19 protein-coding genes and 1 riboswitch are annotated in these 18,973 nt (G+C 66.2%); of the genes, 6 read left to right on the top strand and 13 right to left on the bottom strand.

The genetic code is table 11. The annotated features are described in order from the left end of the window. Positions 1 to 97: 97 nt before the first annotated feature. The 3 genes from ACX80A_RS09650 to ACX80A_RS09640 form a co-directional block, all read right to left on the bottom strand. Positions 98 to 1,405 carry a deoxyguanosinetriphosphate triphosphohydrolase gene (locus tag ACX80A_RS09650; RefSeq protein ID WP_459259488.1) on the bottom strand — a complete coding sequence of 436 codons (1,308 nt, stop codon included), beginning with the start codon at positions 1,403 to 1,405 and terminating at the stop codon, positions 98 to 100. Continuing rightward, positions 1,389 to 2,570, bottom strand: a complete 1,182-nt coding sequence (dusB, locus tag ACX80A_RS09645; protein WP_459259487.1) for a tRNA dihydrouridine synthase DusB — start codon at positions 2,568 to 2,570, stop codon at positions 1,389 to 1,391. Before dusB ends, ACX80A_RS09650 begins: the two co-directional genes overlap by 17 nt. 103 nt (positions 2,571 to 2,673) lie before the next feature. After that, positions 2,674 to 4,083 carry a YibE/F family protein gene (locus ACX80A_RS09640; protein WP_459259486.1) on the bottom strand — a complete coding sequence of 470 codons (1,410 nt, stop codon included), beginning with the start codon at positions 4,081 to 4,083 and terminating at the stop codon, positions 2,674 to 2,676. 143 nt (positions 4,084 to 4,226) lie between these two features. On the opposite strand from ACX80A_RS09640, the gene ACX80A_RS09635 reads away from it, so the two are divergent. The 3 genes from ACX80A_RS09635 to ACX80A_RS09625 are packed head-to-tail and all read left to right on the top strand — an operon-like array spanning position 4,227 to position 6,682. After that, the gene (locus ACX80A_RS09635; protein ID WP_459259485.1) at positions 4,227 to 4,979 is read left to right on the top strand and encodes an alpha/beta hydrolase; all 753 of its coding nucleotides are present in this window, start codon (positions 4,227 to 4,229) and stop codon (positions 4,977 to 4,979) included. A gap of 48 nt (positions 4,980 to 5,027) precedes the next feature. Continuing rightward, entirely contained in the window at positions 5,028 to 5,846 is an 819-nt protein-coding gene (locus tag ACX80A_RS09630) for a DUF1295 domain-containing protein (RefSeq protein WP_459259484.1), read from the top strand. Positions 5,847 to 5,905: 59 nt separating this feature from the next. Then, a complete protein-coding gene (locus tag ACX80A_RS09625) occupies positions 5,906 to 6,682 on the top strand; it encodes a lysophospholipid acyltransferase family protein (protein WP_459259483.1) in 777 nt (258 codons plus the stop codon). Between the two features lie 226 nt (positions 6,683 to 6,908). Here ACX80A_RS09625 and ACX80A_RS09620 read toward each other — a convergent pair whose 3' ends face one another. The 3 genes from ACX80A_RS09620 to ACX80A_RS09610 form a co-directional block, all read right to left on the bottom strand. Next, positions 6,909 to 7,832: a GNAT family N-acetyltransferase gene (locus ACX80A_RS09620; protein ID WP_459259482.1), complete on the bottom strand. Its 924-nt coding sequence runs from the start codon at positions 7,830 to 7,832 to the stop codon at positions 6,909 to 6,911. Next, complete coding sequence (locus ACX80A_RS09615; RefSeq protein ID WP_459259481.1) at positions 7,832 to 9,220, bottom strand: glycine--tRNA ligase; 1,389 nt, start codon at positions 9,218 to 9,220, stop codon at positions 7,832 to 7,834. The genes ACX80A_RS09620 and ACX80A_RS09615 overlap by 1 nt, the downstream gene beginning before the upstream one ends. 155 nt (positions 9,221 to 9,375) lie before the next feature. After that, the gene (locus ACX80A_RS09610; RefSeq protein WP_459259480.1) at positions 9,376 to 10,344 is read right to left on the bottom strand and encodes a DMT family transporter; all 969 of its coding nucleotides are present in this window, start codon (positions 10,342 to 10,344) and stop codon (positions 9,376 to 9,378) included. A 98-nt stretch (positions 10,345 to 10,442) separates the two neighbouring features. On the opposite strand from ACX80A_RS09610, the gene ACX80A_RS09605 reads away from it, so the two are divergent. Continuing rightward, positions 10,443 to 10,688, top strand: a complete 246-nt coding sequence (locus ACX80A_RS09605; protein WP_459259479.1) for an RNA-binding S4 domain-containing protein — start codon at positions 10,443 to 10,445, stop codon at positions 10,686 to 10,688. On the opposite strand, the gene ACX80A_RS09600 is transcribed toward ACX80A_RS09605, so the two are convergent. Then, on the bottom strand, positions 10,675 to 11,385 hold the full coding sequence (locus ACX80A_RS09600) for an alpha/beta hydrolase (RefSeq protein ID WP_459259478.1): 711 nt from the start codon (positions 11,383 to 11,385) through the stop codon (positions 10,675 to 10,677). The genes ACX80A_RS09605 and ACX80A_RS09600 overlap by 14 nt on opposite strands. A gap of 79 nt (positions 11,386 to 11,464) precedes the next feature. Here ACX80A_RS09600 and ACX80A_RS09595 point away from each other — a divergent pair, with 79 nt between their 5' ends. Then, positions 11,465 to 12,310 carry an SGNH/GDSL hydrolase family protein gene (locus tag ACX80A_RS09595; protein ID WP_459259477.1) on the top strand — a complete coding sequence of 282 codons (846 nt, stop codon included), beginning with the start codon at positions 11,465 to 11,467 and terminating at the stop codon, positions 12,308 to 12,310. Positions 12,311 to 12,352: 42 nt separating this feature from the next. Here ACX80A_RS09595 and metX read toward each other — a convergent pair whose 3' ends face one another. Then, positions 12,353 to 13,519, bottom strand: a complete 1,167-nt coding sequence (metX, locus tag ACX80A_RS09590) for a homoserine O-acetyltransferase MetX (RefSeq protein WP_459259476.1) — start codon at positions 13,517 to 13,519, stop codon at positions 12,353 to 12,355. An 18-nt stretch (positions 13,520 to 13,537) separates the two neighbouring features. Continuing rightward, positions 13,538 to 13,672: riboswitch (SAM riboswitch) on the bottom strand. 118 nt (positions 13,673 to 13,790) lie between these two features. Here metX and ACX80A_RS09585 point away from each other — a divergent pair. Next, on the top strand, positions 13,791 to 14,432 hold the full coding sequence (locus ACX80A_RS09585; protein WP_459259475.1) for a VOC family protein: 642 nt from the start codon (positions 13,791 to 13,793) through the stop codon (positions 14,430 to 14,432). Between the two features lie 27 nt (positions 14,433 to 14,459). Here the strand turns inward: ACX80A_RS09585 and ACX80A_RS09580 are convergent, their stop codons facing one another. From ACX80A_RS09580 to ACX80A_RS09560, 5 genes are read right to left on the bottom strand one after another with little or no spacing between them, the layout of a single operon-like run. After that, entirely contained in the window at positions 14,460 to 15,263 is an 804-nt protein-coding gene (locus ACX80A_RS09580) for a CPBP family intramembrane glutamic endopeptidase (protein ID WP_459259474.1), read from the bottom strand. Between the two features lie 30 nt (positions 15,264 to 15,293). After that, a complete protein-coding gene (locus ACX80A_RS09575; protein ID WP_459259473.1) occupies positions 15,294 to 16,094 on the bottom strand; it encodes a DeoR/GlpR family DNA-binding transcription regulator in 801 nt (266 codons plus the stop codon). Then, positions 16,091 to 16,990, bottom strand: a complete 900-nt coding sequence (locus ACX80A_RS09570) for a class II fructose-bisphosphate aldolase (protein WP_459259472.1) — start codon at positions 16,988 to 16,990, stop codon at positions 16,091 to 16,093. The genes ACX80A_RS09575 and ACX80A_RS09570 overlap by 4 nt, the downstream gene beginning before the upstream one ends. Further along, on the bottom strand, positions 16,987 to 18,018 hold the full coding sequence (locus ACX80A_RS09565) for a 1-phosphofructokinase family hexose kinase (protein ID WP_459259471.1): 1,032 nt from the start codon (positions 18,016 to 18,018) through the stop codon (positions 16,987 to 16,989). The genes ACX80A_RS09570 and ACX80A_RS09565 overlap by 4 nt, the downstream gene beginning before the upstream one ends. Continuing rightward, positions 18,015 to 18,968 (bottom strand): ROK family protein, encoded by a 954-nt coding sequence (locus tag ACX80A_RS09560; RefSeq protein ID WP_459259470.1) that lies wholly within the window; start codon positions 18,966 to 18,968, stop codon positions 18,015 to 18,017. Before ACX80A_RS09560 ends, ACX80A_RS09565 begins: the two co-directional genes overlap by 4 nt. Positions 18,969 to 18,973 lie beyond the last annotated feature (5 nt).

Below are 18,973 nucleotides of genomic sequence, written 5' to 3'. Positions count from 1 at the left end.
AAACAGTCTATGCGTCGCCGCTACCCCGGGGTTGCGCCGGGACCCCATGTGCAGGAGGAGTGCCCCACGGGGTACCACCGGTGACCGGCGCCGCCGGCTACCAGAGGGACGGGACCGGTCCGACCGCCCGTCGGTGCAGGGCCAGGGCTGAGGCGTCGGTCAGGGAAGCGACCTGGTCGATGATGACCCGCAACCGGCCGTCGTCGTCGGGGGCGTCTTTCCAGTCCGCAGCGAAGGTCGGTTCAAGGAACCTGTCTCCCGCAGCCGACATCTGGGCGACCAGCGAACTGAGCACCTCCCGCTGGCGTTCGTAGACAGGCTGGCGCCGCTCGGTCGTCATCACGAAGGTGGTGGCCAGGCCCTTCATGACGGCAATCTCCAATTCGGTTTCCCCGGGGACCACCATTTCCGCGTGGTACCGGGTGAGCGGATCGTGGCCGTAGAGCGCACGGGTGGCGGCGAGTGCGCTCAGGCAGAACCGGCCGATCAGCTGGCTCGTCATGTTTTTCAGGGCGGCCATCGACCGCCGGCTGCCGTCGGCGTCGCGCACCCACATGTCCGTCGCCTCGAGGCGGGTGAGGGCCGCTTCCACCGCCGCGGGGTCGCTGTCCGGGAGGTACCACTGCTGGGTGTACCCGACCACCCGGGCGCGCTGGTCGGAGCTGTCCAGCTGCTTGAGCTGGAAATGGCCGGCGACGATGGCGTCTTCGACATCGTGCACCGAGTAGGAAATATCGTCGGCCAGATCCATCACCTGGGCTTCGAGGCAGGACTGGCCGGCGGGGGCGCCCTCCCGGAGCCAGTCGAAGACCGGCAGATCGTCCTCGTAGGCGCCGAACTTGGAGCTCCGCTGCCCGTGGCGGACCGGCGCGTTCGCGGCGGTCCACGGGTACTTCGAGGCAGCGTCGAGGCTGGCTCGGGTGAGGTTCAGTCCGGCCGGGGTGCCGTCGACGCGGATCACCTTCGGTTCCAGCCGGGTCAGGAGGCGCAGGGTCTGGGCGTTGCCTTCGAAACCGCCGACCGAATGCGCCAGATCGTTGAGCGTGGATTCGCCGTTATGGCCGAAGGGCGGATGCCCGAGGTCGTGGGCAAGACAGGCGGCGTCGACGATGTCAGGGTCGCAACCCAGTGCGCGGCCCAGTTCACGGCCCACCTGGGCGACCTCGAGGCTGTGGGTGAGACGGGTCCGGACGAAGTCATCCGTGTCCGGGGCGACCACCTGGGTCTTGGCACCGAGGCGTCGCAGCGCCGAGGAGTGCAGGACCCGGGCGCGGTCGCGCTCGAAGTGGGACCGGTGGGTGCTCTTGGCGGGCTCGTCGACCCACCGCTGCATGTCGGCGTCGGTGTACCCGGCAGTGACCGGCGCATGCGGGAAGCTCCTGGGAGATTCAGCCACCGGAGACATCCACTTCTGCAGCGGAAATGTCCGCCTGCTGCGCATCGTTGAGGGCCCGGGAGTTCAGCCAGTCCTGCGGTAGCGAGGTTTTCTTGGGGCTGCCGGCACGGCCGCGCGGACCCTCGGCGTCGACACCCGGGTACGGGGAGCCGGCGTCGAGCTCGGCCAACAGCTCCCGCAACACCTCAAGGGTGGGAACGGCAGCCAGCTTGGCGCGCAGCTCCCCGCCCACCACGTAACCCTTGAAATACCAGGCCATGTGCTTGCGGATGTCCCGTAGCGCCATCATCTCGTTGCCGAAGGTGTCCACCAGCAGTTCCGCGTGGCGGTAGACGGTCGCGGCCACCTCGCCGAGGCCGGGCTGGTGCCTGCTGCTGTCTCCCTCGAACGCGTTCATCAGGTCACCGAACAGCCAGGGCCGGCCCTGGCAGCCACGACCGATGACGACGCCGTCGACGCCGGTCTGCCGCACCATCCTGATGGCGTCCTCCGCCGACCAGATGTCACCGTTGCCCAAAACCGGAATGTCGGGCAGGGCTTCGCGGAGTTCGGCGATAGCGTTCCAGTCGGCCTTGCCGGAGTAAAACTGCGATGCGGTGCGTCCGTGCAGGGCTACGGCTGCGACGCCGCTGTCCCGTGCGATCTTCCCGGCCTCGCGAAAGGTCAGATGATCCTCGTCGATGCCCTTGCGCATCTTGATGGTGAGCGGGATTCCACCCTTCGACGCTTCCCGGACGGCGGTCTGCACGATGCCAGTGAACAGGTCAAGCTTCCAGGGCAGCGCTGCACCACCACCTTTGCGGGTAACCTTCGGGACGGGGCACCCGAAATTGAGGTCGATGTGGTCGGCGCGGTCCTCTTCGACGAGGATCCTGATCGCAGCGCCAACAGTGACCGGGTCGACGCCGTAGAGCTGGACCGAGCGGACCGCCTCGTCGTCGTCGTGCGAAATGATCCGCAGCGACTCCGGGTTGCGCTCCACCAGGGCGCGGGAGGTCACCATTTCCGAGACATACAGGCCGCCACCGTATTCGCGGCAGAGGCGGCGGAACGCTGTGTTGGTGATCCCGGCCATCGGCGCGAGCACCACAGGCGTTTTGACGGTGATTCCACCGAGCTGCAGTGGGGGCAGGTCAAGCCGCGTGTCGGCGGGCAGCGTTGATACAACAGTCACTTGTCCATTGTCGCAAGCGGAGGCAAATCGGGAAGGGCCGCAGGTTCGCGGCGTGTTTTGTCGGGTTCCGCCGTGTTCTGTCGTGTTCTGCCCCGGCAGGTTGTTAGTCGTTGCTGCGGTCTGCGGCGTCCCGACGGGAGCGTCGGGTCTGGACGGCGACCAGACCGGCGCCGGGCCCGTCGGTGGACCCCCCAGCGATGGTGCCCCCGCCCGCGCCGGCACCTTCGGTAACTGAGCTCCCGGCGGCGAGGACCCCGGGAGTCGGGCCGCCGTCGCCATCCAGTGCGTGTCCGCGAATACCCACCGCCTTCACCACCAGGACGGCGATCAGGGTGGTAGCTGGAATGGCAAGCACCAAGCCGATGGAACCCACCAGGGTGCGAACCACCTCCTCGGCGAGCTCGCCACTGGTGAGGTTTTCCAGCACGGTGCGGTCGTAAAGCGAGACCAGGATCAGCAACGGCAGCGCCGCACCAGCGTAGGCGAAGGCGATCGTGTAGACGGTGGACGCGATGTGGTCCCGCCCGATCCGCATGGCGCCGGAGAACAGCCGGCGGGCCGAGGTGTTGGGAGCCAGCTCGTATAGCTCCCAGACAGCCGACGACTGGGTAATGGTCACGTCGTTGAGCACGCCCAGCCCGGAAATGATCAGGCCGCACATGATGATCCCGGAGATCGACACCTCCCCTGAGGCGTTGACCAGCACGTACGCGTTCTCGTCGCCCACCCCGAACAGGTAGATCGACTCGGTGGCCCAGGCCGCCAGGAGCGCGGTGATCGACAGGCCGAAGAGGGTGCCGAGCAGGGCTGTCGACGTTCGGGCGGAGAATCCGTGGGCGAAGTACAGCACGCCGATCATGATCACCACCGACCCCACCAGAGCCAACAACAACGGCGGCTTGCCTTCCACGAGGCCTGGCAGGATGAACTGGGCCAGCACCACCAGCGCGCCGACCAGGCCGATCATCGCCCGCAGTCCACGCCAGCGCGCGACGGCGACCACCACCACCGCGTAGAGCACCGCAAGCCACATCATCGGCACGGTTCTGACAAAGTCAATGAAAATGTAAGGCGCGCTGCCGCCCTGGATGACGCCGTCGAGATTCAGGTACCGGATTCTGTCCCCGGCCTCGACGGCCCCGGCACGGGCGAGCTCGGGGGTCACCTCCACGGGGATCGGTGGCCCGCCGGCGTCGGGCACCGTTGAGGCCACCTGGCACTGCAGCGCTTCGCCACCGGCGTCGACCGTGGGCTGGGACGAGGGACAGTCCTCCAGCGACACCCGTTCCACCTGTCCCACCTCGATGGAGACCCCCTCCGCGGTGGCATACGGGTTGGCGATGGTGACACTGCTGCGATCGCCGCTGGGCCAGAGGAGGATCATGCCGATGATCGTCAGGACGCCCACCGGGACCAGGATGGCGGCGAGCAATAGGTTTGCCCGCTGCCGGGCGCCAATCGTTGCTGCGCTCGGCTCCGAATTGCCTGTGTCATGAGGGTGGCTGTGGCCCACGAGATTCCTAGCTCTCCTTGAGGGTGTTCAGTGCACTGGGTGGGTGCTCTACGGGATTCTACGCGGGAACGGGACGCGCCCTCTTCTGGACATAAGCTATAACCACGGTTTGACAGACACAACGCAGTAGGCGGAAAAGGCAGATGAAGGAGCGGTTTAGTGAATCGGATGAGGTTCCCGCCGGGACGGTTGCCCATGCACCGGTAATCACCGTCCGGAAGGCAACGGGCACGGTCAAGGGGGTGGCGCTGGTGCTCCACGGCGGCCGGGCGAACAGTTTCGAACCGGTGCGCGCACGCCACCTCAGCCCGGTGCGGATGATCCCCTTCGCGGCTCAGATTCACCATCGCGGTGCCAGCCACGGCCTTGAGGTGTGGACCCTCCGCAACCGGGTGCGCGGCTGGAACGGACAGGAAATGTCACCGCTCCACGATGCCCGCTGGGCTCTGGCGGCGATTAAGGACCGGCATCCCGGGGTTCCCATTTATCTGGTCGGCCACTCCATGGGCGGGCTGGTTGCGCTCTGCGCCGCCGATGATCCCCAGGTCCGTGCTGTGGTATCCCTCGCGCCGTGGCTGAGTGAGACCACCCCCGCAGAGCCAGTGACCGGTCGGCGCGTGCTGATCCTTCACGGCGACTCGGACCGCTGGACCTCGCACCGGCAATCGCTGCGCTATGCCCACCGTGCCCGCGCGCTGGCCACCGAGGTGCATTACGTCACCGTCACCAACGCCGGACATTTCATGGTCAAGAAGGCCACCCTCTGGCATGAGCTCACCGCCTCGTTTGTACTGAAGTGCTTCGCTGAGGATACGGGGGCTGCGGTGGATCCCGACGGCACCCGGCCCGCCCGGGAACTCCTGGTCAGCGACCAGCCCCTAGCCATCACCGTCTGACCATCACCGTCCAGCAACCGGCCCTAACCAACCCATCAAAGGTGCGCGATGCCTGATTTTCCGTTTCCAAGCTTCGTTGAAGGCTTCGGCTGGGCGGCGCTCGGCGTCGTCGTGCTGCTGGGCGCCACCTTCGCCCTGGCACAGGTCCAAAAACGCCATTCCGTGATCGATACGGCGTGGGGACTCGGCTTCGTAGTGATCGCAGCGGTCACCTTCGTGACCTCCGCCGATTCAGGCGGCGACGACGCCCGCCGCTGGCTCATGCTGATCCTCACCACTGTGTGGGGGCTGCGGCTTGCCGGTTTCATCGGCTGGCGTGCCCGCGACGGGGCCGAGGACCCGCGCTACGAGGACATGCTCAGCGAGGCGCCCGGCTCCCGCAACGTATTCGCGCTGCGGAAGATCTACCTGACGCAGGGAGTGGTGATGCTCTTTGTGTCACTTCCCATTCAGGTGGCCATGTACGCGACGGGTCCGCTCGGGTGGCTGGCCTGGGTGGGAGCTTTCATCTGGTTGGTTGGCTTCTTCTTTGAGACGGTCGGCGATTACCAGATGGCCGCCTTCCGGAACAATCCCGCCAACAAGGGCACCGTGATGGACAGTGGTTTGTGGCGCTACACCCGCCATCCCAACTATTTCGGTGATGCCGCCGTCTGGGTGGGCCTGTTCCTGGTGGCAGCCGATTCCTGGCCGGGGGTCCTCACCATCCTCTCCCCCGCCCTGATGTTCTGGACCCTGTCCAACAAGACGGGGAAACCGCTGACCGAGAAGCGCCTCGGCACGCGGCCCGGCTACCGCGAGTACATCGAGAACACCAGCGGCTTCTTCCCGCTTCCACCCAAACCCGGACGAGGTGCATCATCCTGAGTCGGCTCTCTGAGAAAATTGCCCGCTGGCAGCCGCAACCCAACGATCGTTTCTACCGGATGATCGTGCGGACCGGGCAGGCGCTCCGGTTCGCGTTCCGCATCCGTGTGATCGTCACCGGCCAGGAGAACCTGCTGCCGCCCGGACCGCGGAACGGACAGTCCCGCCGTCCGGTGCCGGGCGAGGGCGCGGTTGTCGCGATCACCCACTTCGGGTACCTTGACTTTGCGTTTGCGGAGCTGGTGCTGTGGCAGCACGCGCGCGCCCAGATGCGGTTCCTCATCACCAAGGGCGCGGGGTCGCACTGGTTCGCCGGACCGGCCATCCGGGCGGCGGGACACGTGATCGTTGACCGCAGCGCCGGAAGCGCCGCCTATCAGATTGCGCTGGAAAAGCTGAAGGCCGGCGAATATGTGGCGATCCTGCCCGAAGCCGGGGTCAGCCGCAGCTACACCGTCCGTGAGTTGAAGACCGGTGCTGTGCGCCTGGCGGCGGAGGCCGGGGTGCCAATCATCCCGATTTCGGTGTGGGGGTCGCATCGTCTGATGAGCCGGGGCCGCAAGCTGTCCCTCAAGACCGTCTTCCGGGCTCCGGTCCGGGTCCACGTCAGTAAGCCGATCTGGCACGGTGCGGATGCCGACGTCGTCAATGAAACGGAACTGCTGCGGGCCGAACTCCAGGACGGGATTGACCGCGGCATTGCCGACTTCCCGCTGGTTCCCGAGACCGGCGCCTGGTGGCAGCCTGCCCACCTCGGTGGTGGCGCCATGACCGAGGAGGAACGTATCGCCGCGGATGCCCACGACACGGCCGCTGGCCGGCACAAACGGCAATAGCGGGAGAGGCACGGGCAGCACGCTTCGCTCCCCCGATCGGCGGCGAACTTATGCGCAGGTATGGCGGGTAATCTCCTCCAGGCGCCCCGCCGCCGGAAGCAAGTGTGCAGGTCTGGCGGGTTAGGATCGCGCCAACCCGCCAGAGCTGCACACTTCTTTGGGGCCACTCGCCATAACTGCACAATTTTGAGGCAGCGTCCCCGTTCTTCGAGGTAACAGGGGCGAGCTAGTCGCCGACGACCTGGGTTTCGGGGGCGCTCACCGTCGCTGACCCCATGGCCAGCAGAGGCTCGACGACATGGACCAGCGCGGTCATCGAATCGTCCACCTCGAGCAGCACCGGGAACTGGTGGACCAGCATCGCGAGCAGGGAAGCCACAGCGGCCTCCTGCTCGGCCGGAGCCAGCTCGGGGCGGTAGCCCACCAGCACGTCGGCTGGATCGTCGGTCCGGGCCTGGGTGTAGCTGATCGCGAACGCGGCGATCGTGCCGCCGTCGGCGCGTGGCTTGTCCCTGAGCACCACCGCTCCGCCTGCCCCCGTGGTGTCGGCGAGCAGATACTGTTGGGCCTGGCCAAGGGTCATGTCAGCTGGATCCCAGGCATGCACCGCGTTGTACCAGGCGGCGACGGCGGTGGTCAGTTCCACCGATCCGGTCGCCGCCTCGTCCAGTTGCGGCCCGCCGGCGTCGTCGAACACCGGCAGTGACAAAGCGCCAGGTTCGACCTTCACAATTCGTGACCGCTGGATCTGCCCGAACCCTGACGCCGCCGCAAACTCCCCGCCGGTGCTGCCCGGGATGACCTTTGCCCGCAGCTTCGTGGTACCCGACGGCGAGCCGCTGGCCTCGTTGCGCAGCATGCCCAGCAGCGTGGACCCCACACCGGAGCGCCGGTGGTCGGCGGCCACCTCGACGTAGGCCCACAGCCGCTGGTTGTGCAGCTTCGGCTCGAAGACGTACGCCGCGGCGACGGGAACTCCGGCGTCTGTGCCCACAATGTCCTCGGCCACGATGCAGCGCAGCCACGGGTTGTTGGACGACGGACGGAACAGCGCCCGGGCCTGCTCGACCTGGGCGTTTTCTGATCCACCCCACAGCTGGATCAGTTCCAGGTCGTCCCCGTCACGCCATTCGCGGTAATGCAACGCCATCAGGAGCCGATCAACCTGGCGGCGAGATAACCCTCCACCTTGTCCAGCGACACCCGCTCCTGGGCCATGGTGTCGCGTTCGCGGATGGTCACCGCCTGGTCGTCGAGAGTCTCGAAGTCGACGGTGATGCAGAACGGGGTGCCGATCTCGTCCTGACGACGATAGCGTCGGCCGATGGCACCGGCGTCGTCGAAGTCGATGTTCCAGTTCCGGCGTAGCTGGGCGGCGAGATCCTTGGCCTTGGGCGACAAGTCCTCGTTGCGACTCAGCGGGAGGACGGCAGCCTTGACCGGGGCCAGGCGCGGGTCCAGTTTCAGGACGGTGCGCTTGTCGACGCCGCCCTTGGAGTTGGGTGCCTCGTCCTCGGTGTAGGAATCCACGAGGAAGGCCATGAAGGACCGGGTCAGGCCGGCGGCGGGTTCGATCACGTAGGGCGTATACCGCTCGTTGGTGCCCTGATTGAAGTAGCTCAGGTCGGTCCCCGAATGCTTCGAGTGGGTCGACAGATCGAAGTCGGTGCGGTTGGCGATGCCTTCCAGCTCGCCCCACTCCGAGCCCTGGAACCCGAACCGGTATTCGATGTCGGTGGTGCCCTTGGAATAGTGGCTGAGCTTTTCCAGGGGGTGCACGAACAAGCGCAGGTTATCCGGGTTGATGCCCAGACCGGTGTACCAGTCGAAGCGGCTCTTGATCCAGTATTCGTGCCACTCGTCGTCGGTACCGGGCTCGACGAAGAATTCCATCTCCATCTGCTCAAACTCTCGGGTCCGGAAGATGAAGTTGCCGGGCGTGATCTCGTTGCGGAAGCTCTTGCCGATCTGGCCGATGCCGAATGGTGGCTTTTTCCGGGAGGTGTTGAGGACGTTGTTGAAGTTCACGAAGATGCCCTGGGCGGTTTCGGGCCGCAGGTAGTGCATGCCCTCCTCGCTGGCGACCGGGCCCAGGAAGGTTTTCAGCAGACCGGAAAATTCCTGTGGCTCGGTCCACTCGCCGCGGGTACCGCAATTGGCGCAGGCAATGTCCTTCAGACCGTTCTCGGCGGGACGGCCCTTCTTCTCCTCATATTCTTCCTCAAGGTGGTCGGCACGGAACCGCTTGTGGCAGCTCAGGCATTCCACCAGGGGATCGCTGAACACGTCGACGTGGCCGGAGGCTTCCCACACCTTGCGCGGGAGGATCACCGAAGAGTCAAGGCCGACGACGTCGTCGCGTCCCCGGACCACTGACTGCCACCACTGGCGCTTGATGTTTTCCTTCAGCTCGGCGCCGAGGGGCCCGTAGTCCCAGGCCGACCGTGAGCCGCCGTAGATCTCCCCCGCCTGAAAGACGAAGCCGCGGCGTTTCGCGAGGGAAATGATGGGGTCGAGTGCGGACTGGTTCTTCGCCAAGGTGATTCTCCATTTCTACAGGCCGCTGGGTGCGGTCCGTGGTGGTGTCCGGCAGGGAATTGGCCCAGGGAATGGGCTGGGGCCTGCTCGAATCGAAGGTATAACCCTAGCCTATCGGGGGGCTCCCGCCGCGGGCTGCGGCAGGCCGGGGTGGGTCAGCGGAAGCGCAGGGCGCGTCTGGGCCAGGGCAGGGTGGTCAGCACAATGGCGATGAGGGTAAGGATGGGTCCTGCCACTGTGGCTAGTTCCACCACCGTGCCCGGGGTGGGAAGCGCGAGGTCGAGGAGCAACGAACCCACCAGCTGTCCACCGATCATGCCGAGCCCGGTGAGTAATACCCCCATGCTGCGCACCAGTACCGCGCCGAGTCCGATGAAGACACACCCCAGAGGGCCGCCCAGGTAATACCACCACTCGGTGGGCAGTGTCTCGCCCGGCCCGGCAATCAGGGTTTTGATCAGCCACGCCACGAACAGCACCAATGTTCCGGAGATAAAATTGACCAGGGTGGCGATGATGGGGGTGCCGTAGTGGACCGCCGAGGTGCCGTTCATGGCCTGCTGGAAGCTGATCAGGAAACCGGCGAGCACCGGGAGTAGGACGGGGATCAGCCAGGACCGAAGGTCGCCGGTGGCACCGAACCGGGGCGACACTGCCCACACTACCGAGGCGACGGCGAGCGCCGTCCCGATCAGCCGCATCGTGGTGAGCGGTCGTTTGCCTGCCGGGCCGATCCCCGCGCGGTCGGCCAGCAGCCCGCTGAGGGTCTGGCCCATCACCGCCGCCACCGTGAACAGCGCCACACCCAGGACCCCGATGGTCAGTGATTGGGAGAAGACGAAAAAGGCTCCGATGGTGCCAGCCGCGAGATAGATGGGTGGGAAGCGCCGTTCCCGAACAGAGGGAAGGATCTGCCGGAAACCGGCCCGTCCCCCGGGCAACACGCAGGTGATCAACCCCATCACTACTAGCCCTATAGCGAAACTGACCAGGGCAGCGCCGGCGCCGTCGTTGAGGTGGGTGCCCAGGGCACCGTTGATTCTGCCTTGCAGGGGGATGGCTACTCCGGCTAGGACGGCGAGGAGCAGGCCGAAGACCAGGGGAAGCCGGGGGTGGTGTGACACTCATTGATCCTATGGCAGCCTCATCACCGGAGCGGTACCGTCTAGGTACCGCGCCAGTTCGTGCCATGTCAGCCGGCCCGGTCGGGCAGAATGGTCCCATGAGTAAATCCCACGACGTTGACCCGCCCGCCGACGACACCGTCGAGATCACTGATGACATGATCCGGCTGGGCCAACTGTTGAAGCTAGCCAGCCTCGCTGAGGACGGCGCGCAGGCCAAAGAATTGGTGGATCACGGACTTGTAAAGGTCAACGGCGCGATCGAGGAGCGGCGTGGTGCCCAGCTTCATCCCGGCGATGTAGTGACCGTCAATGGTGCCTCGATACGAATTACCCGCGGCTAGGCTGCGGTTCAATCCCAAACACTGTGAGCTCAATAAACTCTTTCACATGCGCCAGTTCCCGCATGCTGATGCTGTGGCCGATCCCGGCGTAGAGCACCTTGGTGAGGGTGGTGTGGCCGACCGCCCAGCGGTGGGTGAATTCGATTCGGTCGGCAGTGATCACCGGGTCCTCCTGGTCGCGTCCCCAGAACAGTGGTACCGGGTGGGCCGCGGCGTCGTCATCGTTGAAGAATGGGCTCCCCTCGGCGGGAACCGCGAACCCTGAGAGGCCGACGACGGCGGTGAAATCCCGCGGACGGTGGCGCAGGAGGCTGGTCGCGACCGCCATACCCATGGAGAATCCGAGCAGCGAAACGCTGGTGTGCGCTCCCCTGACCGAGTCCAGCCAGGTCGCCACCCGGGCGACGGAGTCGGTGACAAGTTCCACCGAATATCCGGTGTCCTGCGACAGGGGGAACCAGGTGTAACCCGGACCCTGGGCGTGGGACGCCCTGACTGACGCCACCGTGAGATCGGACGGCAGATGATCCGCCAGCCCCATCAGATCCTCCTCGTTGGCGAGATGCCCGTGGAACATGACGAGCAGGGCGGTGCCCTGCCGCTCGGCTTCGGGCCGCGACCAGAGGACCACCGGGTCCCAGGCCGGCACGGTGAGCTGTTCGGCGGCTGGAGTATGGGGCATTTCCGAAAGAGTCATTGAAGTATTCTGGCATGCACTGGCTGGCGGTACCCAGCCGGGGGTCGCGTTCGGTGGACGTCTGTTACAGGATAGGAGGATGAACCGGAACCTGTACCTGCCCCCGGACTCTCACCCTGCCCAGAACAGCACCCCTCACCCCTGGACGCGATATGTGGCGCTGGGCGACTCGTTTACCGAGGGTATTGGGGACCCCAATCCCGAGAGCGTGGGTGGCAACCGTGGCTGGGCCGACCGGGTGGCCGAAGAACTCAGCAGGAGCCGCGATGATTTCGCGTACGCCAACCTCGCGGTCCGTGGCCGGTTGCTGCAACAGATTGTGGACCAACAGGTGGAGCCGGCCCTGGCGTTGAAACCGGACCTGATCACCATTTCGGCCGGCGGTAACGACCTGATCCGCCCCGGTGGCGATCCTGACCAGTTGGCGGCGCGCCTGGATGACGCCGTCGGGGCGTTGCGCGCCGATCACGCGACCGTGGTGCTGTTCACGGGCCCCGATGCGCGGGAATCCGTGCTCGGCAACTTCCGGTCCAGGACCGCCATCTACAACGAGAACCTGAGGATCATCGCCGCCCACCACGACGCGCTGATCGCCGATATGTGGGCCTTGCGGCAGCTGGTCAGCCCCCGGATGTGGGACGACGACCGACTTCATTTCTCACCGCTGGGCCACCACACCATCGCCATGATGGTGCTCGAAACCCTCGCCGTCCCCCACTCTCTGACGGCCCTCGAACCACAGCCGCTCCCCCATAAGAGGTGGCGTACCGCCCGAACCGAGGATCTGGTGTGGGCCAAGGTCTATTTCGTGCCCTGGGTACTGCGCCGGTTGCGGCGCCAATCCGCCGGGGACGGCATACTGGCCAAACGACCCGACGCTGCCCCCATCTTCGGCCCGGGAATGCCACCGGGCGCCGCCGGTTAGGGACCCACCATGCTGGCCACCCGGCGACGACGATATATTGCGTCAGGGCGCGGAGTAGAAGGCCTCCCGGAGCAGTCCGTCAAGTTGCTGGATTTGCGTCAGAAAAGCGTCGTGACCGATCGGAGAGTTGATCATGTGCACCGGCACCTCACCCGGCAGGGCCTTCGCCAGGACGCGGGACTGGCCCGGGTAATACAGCCGGTCCGAATCCACCGCCGCAATGAAGAACTCGGCGCTGACGTTCCGGAGAGCATCCTGCAGGGTGCCCCGGTCGCGGCCGGCGTCGTGGCCCATGAGGGCTTCAGTCAGCAGAACGTAGCTATTGGCGTCGAACCGTTCCACCAGTTTGTCGGCCTGATGATCGAGGTAGCTTTCCACCTGGTAGCGACCACGGTCCGCGGGATCCGGGGAACCGAACGGCGTCTCACCGCCCTGGGCGGTCCGGCCAAAGCGGTGCTCAAGTTCGGGCTCGGACCGGTAGGTGATGTGGGCAATCCGTCGCGCCAGCCCCAGTCCGTCAACCGGCCCGGGGCCCGGGTAATAGTCACCGCCAGCGAAGCCCGGGTCCAACCGGATGGACCGAAGCTGCGCCTGGGCAAAGGCAATCTGCTCGGCCGAACTGGCCGCCGTGCACGCAATTACCGCACACCGGTTGACCCGGTCCGGGTACAGAAGGGCCCACTCCAGGGCCCTGGCCCCCCCAAGTGACCCACCGACCACCGAATGCCACTGCCCGATGCCTAGGGCATCCGCGAGAAGTGCTTCAGCTCGGACCGAGTCCCGGACCGTGATGTAGGGGAACCGCGAACCCCAGGGGACGCCGTCGGGATCCGCGGTAGCCGGTCCCGTTGACCCGTAACACCCGCCGAGCATGTTGATGGACACGGCAAAATATCGGGTGGTGTCGATGGTTTTCCCGGGGCCGACCAGCTGGTCCCACCAGCCGTCCTCAGCCGAGTCGCCGCGGGCGACGTGGGAACTGCCGGTCAGCGCGTGCTGGATCAGGACGGCGTTGGATCGATCGTCGTTGAGGGTGCCCCAGCTTTCGTACGCGAGGGTGAGGTCGGGGAGGTGCCCCCCGGTTTCACAAGTGAAGGCCCCAAGGCTGCGAGTGCGGAGGACGCCGTCGAGACCTTCAGCAGGGGCCAGGGAGGCGTCGCTGGGCGCCCCCGGGCCGGGGCCCTGCTGTGTCGTGTGAAGTGTTGCCACTGGTATCGCCCGCCTTGGAGTTCGCGCTTGCGCCTGACACCCTGCCCGCCGCCTGGTCGTCACCCGGGGCACCCCACCGCGAAGGAGGGTTGCCGTCCAGCAAGCCGGGGCTTGGTGGAGCGGGCGTTCCGCTCCGTGCTGGCACTCGTGACCTATTCCTAGATAACCCGAAAAGCACCTCCCGGCGCAAATATGTGAACGTCTGTGGCCTGAAGACATGGTAAGGGTACCCTAAGTCGAGACACAGATCACAAAGTGCCAAACTAAGGCCATGCGCTTGGACCATGTCTCATATGCCTGTGAACCCGACGGCCTCGTAGCAACTGCTGGGAGGATTTCCGACGCCCTGGGCGTCGACCCTGTAAAGGGTGGTGTACACCCCCGCTTCGGCACCCGGAACATGATCTTCCCGATGCTCAATGGCCAGTACCTGGAAGTGGTCGAGGTGCTGAACCACCCGGCCTCGGACAAAGCTCCGTTCGGGCAGGCAGTGCGTGCCCGCTCCGAAGCTGGCGGCGGTTGGATGGGCTGGTGCGTCGCGGTGGACGATCTGGCCCCATTCGAGCAGCGGCTGGGCCGGAGCGCCGTGCCGGGTAACCGCAAATTTCCGGATGGGCAGGAACTAACCTGGCAGCAGATCGGGATCAAGGGGCTCATCGCTGACCCGCAGGTCCCCTACATGCTGCGGTGGGACGACGGTACCGAGGCACTTCATCCGTCGCAGGCCAAACCGGCGTCGGCCCGCCTTGATTCGCTGACGATCGCCGGCTCCCCCGATCGCATCGCCGAGTGGCTGGGCACCGACGCCACTGAGCCTCTCGATGGCGTCGCAGTGCACTGGGTGGCGCCGAACGGCACCCCGGGCGTCATGTCGGTGACCTTCCAGACAGCCAATGGCCTGGTGGAAATCTAGCCAGCCCGTGTAAAGGGGTCGCCGTTGCTACGCGCCGATTCCGATCGCCGGGCCGAAGAGGGCGAAGCCCACAAACCCGGCGATGTCGAGGACCGCGTGGGCAATAACCAGGGGCATCACCCGTTTGGTCCTCGTGTAGGCGTAGCCAAAGATCAGGCCCATGATGAAGTTGCCGATGAACGGCCCGAAGCCCTGGTACAGGTGGTAGCTCCCCCGGAGTAGGGCACTCGTAAGGATGATCACCGGCGCCGACCAGCCGAGCTGCCGGAGCCGGTGGAAGAGGTAGCCCACCACAATGACCTCTTCGAGCACCGCATAGCGCACCGCTGAAAGGATCAGGACGGGTACCGTCCACCAGTAGGCGTCGAGCGCTGCGGGTTCGATCGCCGTCGTAATCCCCAGCGCACGACCCGCCGCATACACGCCCACCGTGCCAGCACCGATCACTGCCGCGAGACCGACACCCAACCCGAAGTCGGTCTTCGGGTTGCTGAAAGTGAATCCCAAAGTTCGGAACGCCGATTTGCCGGGCTCGGTGAGCAAAAGCAGGACCAGGAAGACGGGGACCAGGGCGAAGAAAATGCCCAGTAGTTGGTACGCCAGGTCGAAATACTGTCGGTCGTTGAGGACCGGGTTTAGCCGGGTGGTCTGCGCCGCGAGGGGCGCCTTGCTCAGTTTGTCCAACAGATTCACCACGGCGTACACGGCGGATTGGCCGAGGGACAGTCCGAGGACGATGGTGATCTCTGCGGTGATCCGCCGGCGCTGAACGGGTGCGGAGCTTTCGGCGGCGCTCGACGTGGCCGGCGCCTTAGGTGGTTCGGTGGACATGCCAGCCATCCTAGTGGGCGTTCCTTGGTGCTAGTCGGGCCCCACCGTCGGCGCGACGATCACCGCAGTGCCGTGCTTCTCGAAGGCCTGCAGTTGATCGTCGGTGATCCCTGAATCGGTGATCAGATTGCTGAAGGTATAGCCAGTCATGGTGGCGAAACGGCGGGTGCCGATCTTTGATGAGTCGGCAACGACATAGGCGGTGGACGCGCGTCTGGCGACCATCGCGTTGACCGCAGCCTCACCTTCGTCGCTGATGGTGGGTCCCACGATCGGATCCAGTCCGTTGACTCCCACGAAAGCGAAGTCCAGGGCTACCCGCTGCAGCACCGCGTCAGCGTACGATCCGACGAGTTCGTAGGATCGTGGGTTGACGATTCCGCCGGTGACCATAATCTTGAAGTTCGGCCGGACAGCTAACTGGGCGGCAATGTTGATTGCATTGGTGACAACGGTGAGGGTGGGCTTGTTCGAGGGTTCCATCAGGTCACTGCGCTTACTGAGGGCCGACGCTATGGCCGTACTGGTGGTCCCGCCGCACAGCCCAATCACCGCCCCTTTGGGAATCAGGTCGCTGGCGGCCTGGGCGATCGCCCGCTTCTGCTCCGCATACGCGTCCCGGTTGTAGCGTCCCGGCAGGTCATAGGCGACACTCTCGATGGTGGCCCCGCCGTGGGTTCTGGTGAGCAGCCGCTGCTCGGCAAGGCTGTCGAGGTCCCGCCGCGCGGTAGCTGGCGAAACCTTTAGCTTGGTGACAATCTCATCGACATCCACCTGGCTGGCTTCAGAGAGGAGATCGAGAATGGCGCTGAGCCGTTCTGCGCGTTTCATCCTGCCGGCCCGTTCCCGGTTAGGCGAACCGACGACGTGCGAACCGACGACGTGGCCCGGTCCCCCGCGGCAAACAGGGTCAGCAGGCGGGCCGCCTCCGTTTCGATTGCAGCACGCCCGGCCCCCAGGTACTTCCGCGGGTCAACGGCCGAGGGGTTGCGCTCAAGGTACAGGCGGACAGCCCGGGTGGCGAGGCTGTTCAGGTGGGTGGAGACATTGATCTTGGTCATTCCGGCCTGGATCGCCGCAGCAAGCGTGTGATCGGAAACCCCCGAAGATCCGTGCAGCACCAAGGGCACGTTCAACGCTGATTTGATCGCGGCAATGAGCGCCAGATCCAATTCGGCGCTCCGCTGCGTCATGGCGTGGGAGGAGCCGACGGCGACGGCAAGCGCGTCAACACCGGTGGCCGCCACAAATGCTGCGGCCTCCGTCGGGTTGGTTCGGACGCCGGGGGCGTGGGCTCCGTCCTTCCCCCCGACCTTGCCCAGCTCCGCCTCCACAAACACGCCGCGTTCCTGCGCGTAGGCGGCCACCCGGGTGGTGGTGGCAACGTTATCGTCGAAGTCCAGGGCAGCGCCGTCGTACATTACCGACCCGAACCCCAGGTCCACTGCGGCGAACGCCAGTTCAGGATCCTCGGCGTGATCAAGGTGTACGGCGACCGGCACCCGGGCCGACCGGGCGATCGCGAGAGTGGCAAGCGCCAGGGGTTCCAGCCTCCCATGGTATTTGACGCAGTTTTCGGAGATCTGGAGGATCACCGGCAGCCCGGCGGCCTCAGCCCCTGTCACCAGCGCTTCGGCAGTTTCCAGCTGGATGACGTTGAAGGCTCCGATGCCCGTGCCGGCAGCCTCCGCAGCGGCCATCAGATCATGAGTCGGGGTCAGTGTCATGCGTCGGTCTCCTGCTGTGGTGGGGCGGTGCTCGGTGAGTCAGTGGTCGCTGGTGCGGTGGTCACTGGCTGAGCCTGGCTGAGGATGACTGCTGCTTCAAGCGTCCGGTAGCTGGCGTCGAGCTCGCCGGCCCCGGGCATCAGAACCGCAGCGGCCGACCACGCGGTCGCCAGCCGCAACAGGGTTTCCCCGCTGGTGATGCCGGCGCCCAGCGCGACGGCGATCGCGGCTACCGCTGCGTCCCCAGCTCCCGTCGGGTTCCCCTCGAACCGGGGCAGGGTCGCTTGCAGTGGTGGTTCGTCCAGCCGGTAGAGGTACATGCCTTGTTCCCCGCAGCTGACCACGACCGCCCGGGCACCACGGTCGAGCAACGCCCGGGCTCCGTCGTCGATGGTCGGTGCGCCGGTCGCCTCCTGGAGCTCATGGTGGTTGGGTTTGAGCACGTCCGCGCCAGCCTCGGCTGCGGTGAGCAGCGCCTCCCCGGAGGTGTCGATGATGCTGGGGACGCCGTGCACCCTGGCGCGGCGCACCAGATCAGCGTAAAAAGAGGTCGCAGCACCATCGGGAAGACTCCCTGACCCCACCAGCACACCGGCACCAGCGAGGCGGGAATCCACCAGGCGGAGCAGGTCCTCCCACTCCGCGGTAGTGAGGGGACGGCCGGCCTCGTTGAAGATGCTCGTCTGGCCGACGTCGCCGTCGACGAAGGCCATGCTGCGTCGGGTAGCAGCGGCGACCTCGGTCAGCGCATGTGGGACACCCGAGGCGGCCAGTTCGGCCCTGAATTCGGCGCCCGATGCTCCCCCGACCGGCCCGACCGCGAACGCCGGGCGTCCCGTCTGATGAACCACCCGCGCGACGTTGACGCCTTTACCGCCGGCCCGCAGCAGCGGGGTGGGAACCCGGTGGGACGCTCCGGGGGTGAGTCGCTGGATCGCGTAGGTCAGATCGAGGGCAGGGTTGGCCGTTACCGTGAGGACCGGCCCGCTGACCCGCAGCGCCGATTCGGGCAGGTCCGGTGCGCTCATGGCGCCTCCAACAGGCGGCGGGCCCGCAGTGCGGCGCCGATCAGCCCGGCGTCCTGGCCCATCCGGGCCTCGAGAAGGACCGGGTGGCGGTGGAAGGAAAGGTTTTTCTCGACCTGCCGACGCAGCGGGCCGAACAGTGCCTCGCCGGCCTGGGCCAGGCCGCCGCCGATCACCACCGCTTCCGTACCGAGGATCGCCACAAGTTGGGCAACGCTGAAGGCCAGGGCGGTGATGGCGTCGTCGATTACCTGCTGGGCGATGGTGTCCCCGGCCGCGGCGGTTGCAAACACGCCGCGTGCTCCGCTCACCGGTCGGCCGCTGAGTTCGGAGTAGCGGCGGGCGATCGCGCCGGCGGACCCGACGGTTTCCAGGCACCCATGAAGGCCACAGGTGCAGTTGAGGCCGCCGGGTACCAGGGCATGCCCCAGTTCGCCGGCGTACCCACCGGCAAGCACCCGCTCGCCGCCGGTAAACACGGCGCCGGCAATGCCGGTGCCGATGATCATAACCACCACATCGTCGAGCCCGCGGGCCGCGCCGAAGCGCATTTCGGCGTCGCCGGCGGCGCCGACGTCGTGCCCGTAAGTGACCGGCAACCCGGTCGCCTGCTGGAGCCGGTCGACGAAGGGAAAGTCACGCCACCCCAGGTTCGCCGAGTAAATCCCGACGCCGTTGACCTCGTCAACGAGGCCCGGTGCGATCAGTCCGATGGCCCCGATGCTGTGGTCCGGCCAGGCCCCCCGATACTCGGCCAGAAACTCTGCGGATCGCTGCACAATGCTCTCCCCGGGCACCCCGGTCCTCGCGGGCGTGGCGGTGCGGCGGATGTCAAGTAGGGCTCCGGTCTGGTCCGACAGTGCTGATTTCATATCTGTGCCGCCCACGTCAATGGCGAGCACCAGGCCCGGGGCCGGCTCCAAACTAAGGAGCGGCGTCGTCGGCGACGTCATAACCC

This window comes from Arthrobacter sp. TMN-50 (assembly GCF_054511125.1).
Note: the sequence above shows the minus strand (reverse complement) of the source record. Positions and strands in the feature narration are given on the sequence as shown.

Coding starts and splice junctions, on each gene's coding strand:
- ACX80A_RS09620 (WP_459259482.1), bottom strand. CDS start 7,832: ATGGCGTTGCATTACCGCGAATGGCGTGACGGGGACGACCTGGAACTG.
- ACX80A_RS09560 (WP_459259470.1), bottom strand. CDS start 18,968: ATGACGTCGCCGACGACGCCGCTCCTTAGTTTGGAGCCGGCCCCGGGC.
- ACX80A_RS09575 (WP_459259473.1), bottom strand. CDS start 16,094: ATGAAACGCGCAGAACGGCTCAGCGCCATTCTCGATCTCCTCTCTGAA.
- ACX80A_RS09570 (WP_459259472.1), bottom strand. CDS start 16,990: ATGACACTGACCCCGACTCATGATCTGATGGCCGCTGCGGAGGCTGCC.
- ACX80A_RS09625 (WP_459259483.1), top strand. CDS start 5,906: ATGATCGTGCGGACCGGGCAGGCGCTCCGGTTCGCGTTCCGCATCCGT.
- ACX80A_RS09565 (WP_459259471.1), bottom strand. CDS start 18,018: ATGAGCGCACCGGACCTGCCCGAATCGGCGCTGCGGGTCAGCGGGCCG.
- ACX80A_RS09580 (WP_459259474.1), bottom strand. CDS start 15,263: ATGTCCACCGAACCACCTAAGGCGCCGGCCACGTCGAGCGCCGCCGAA.
- ACX80A_RS09630 (WP_459259484.1), top strand. CDS start 5,028: ATGCCTGATTTTCCGTTTCCAAGCTTCGTTGAAGGCTTCGGCTGGGCG.
- ACX80A_RS09605 (WP_459259479.1), top strand. CDS start 10,443: ATGAGTAAATCCCACGACGTTGACCCGCCCGCCGACGACACCGTCGAG.
- ACX80A_RS09595 (WP_459259477.1), top strand. CDS start 11,465: ATGAACCGGAACCTGTACCTGCCCCCGGACTCTCACCCTGCCCAGAAC.
- ACX80A_RS09600 (WP_459259478.1), bottom strand. CDS start 11,385: ATGACTCTTTCGGAAATGCCCCATACTCCAGCCGCCGAACAGCTCACC.
- ACX80A_RS09650 (WP_459259488.1), bottom strand. CDS start 1,405: ATGTCTCCGGTGGCTGAATCTCCCAGGAGCTTCCCGCATGCGCCGGTC.
- ACX80A_RS09585 (WP_459259475.1), top strand. CDS start 13,791: ATGCGCTTGGACCATGTCTCATATGCCTGTGAACCCGACGGCCTCGTA.
- ACX80A_RS09635 (WP_459259485.1), top strand. CDS start 4,227: ATGAAGGAGCGGTTTAGTGAATCGGATGAGGTTCCCGCCGGGACGGTT.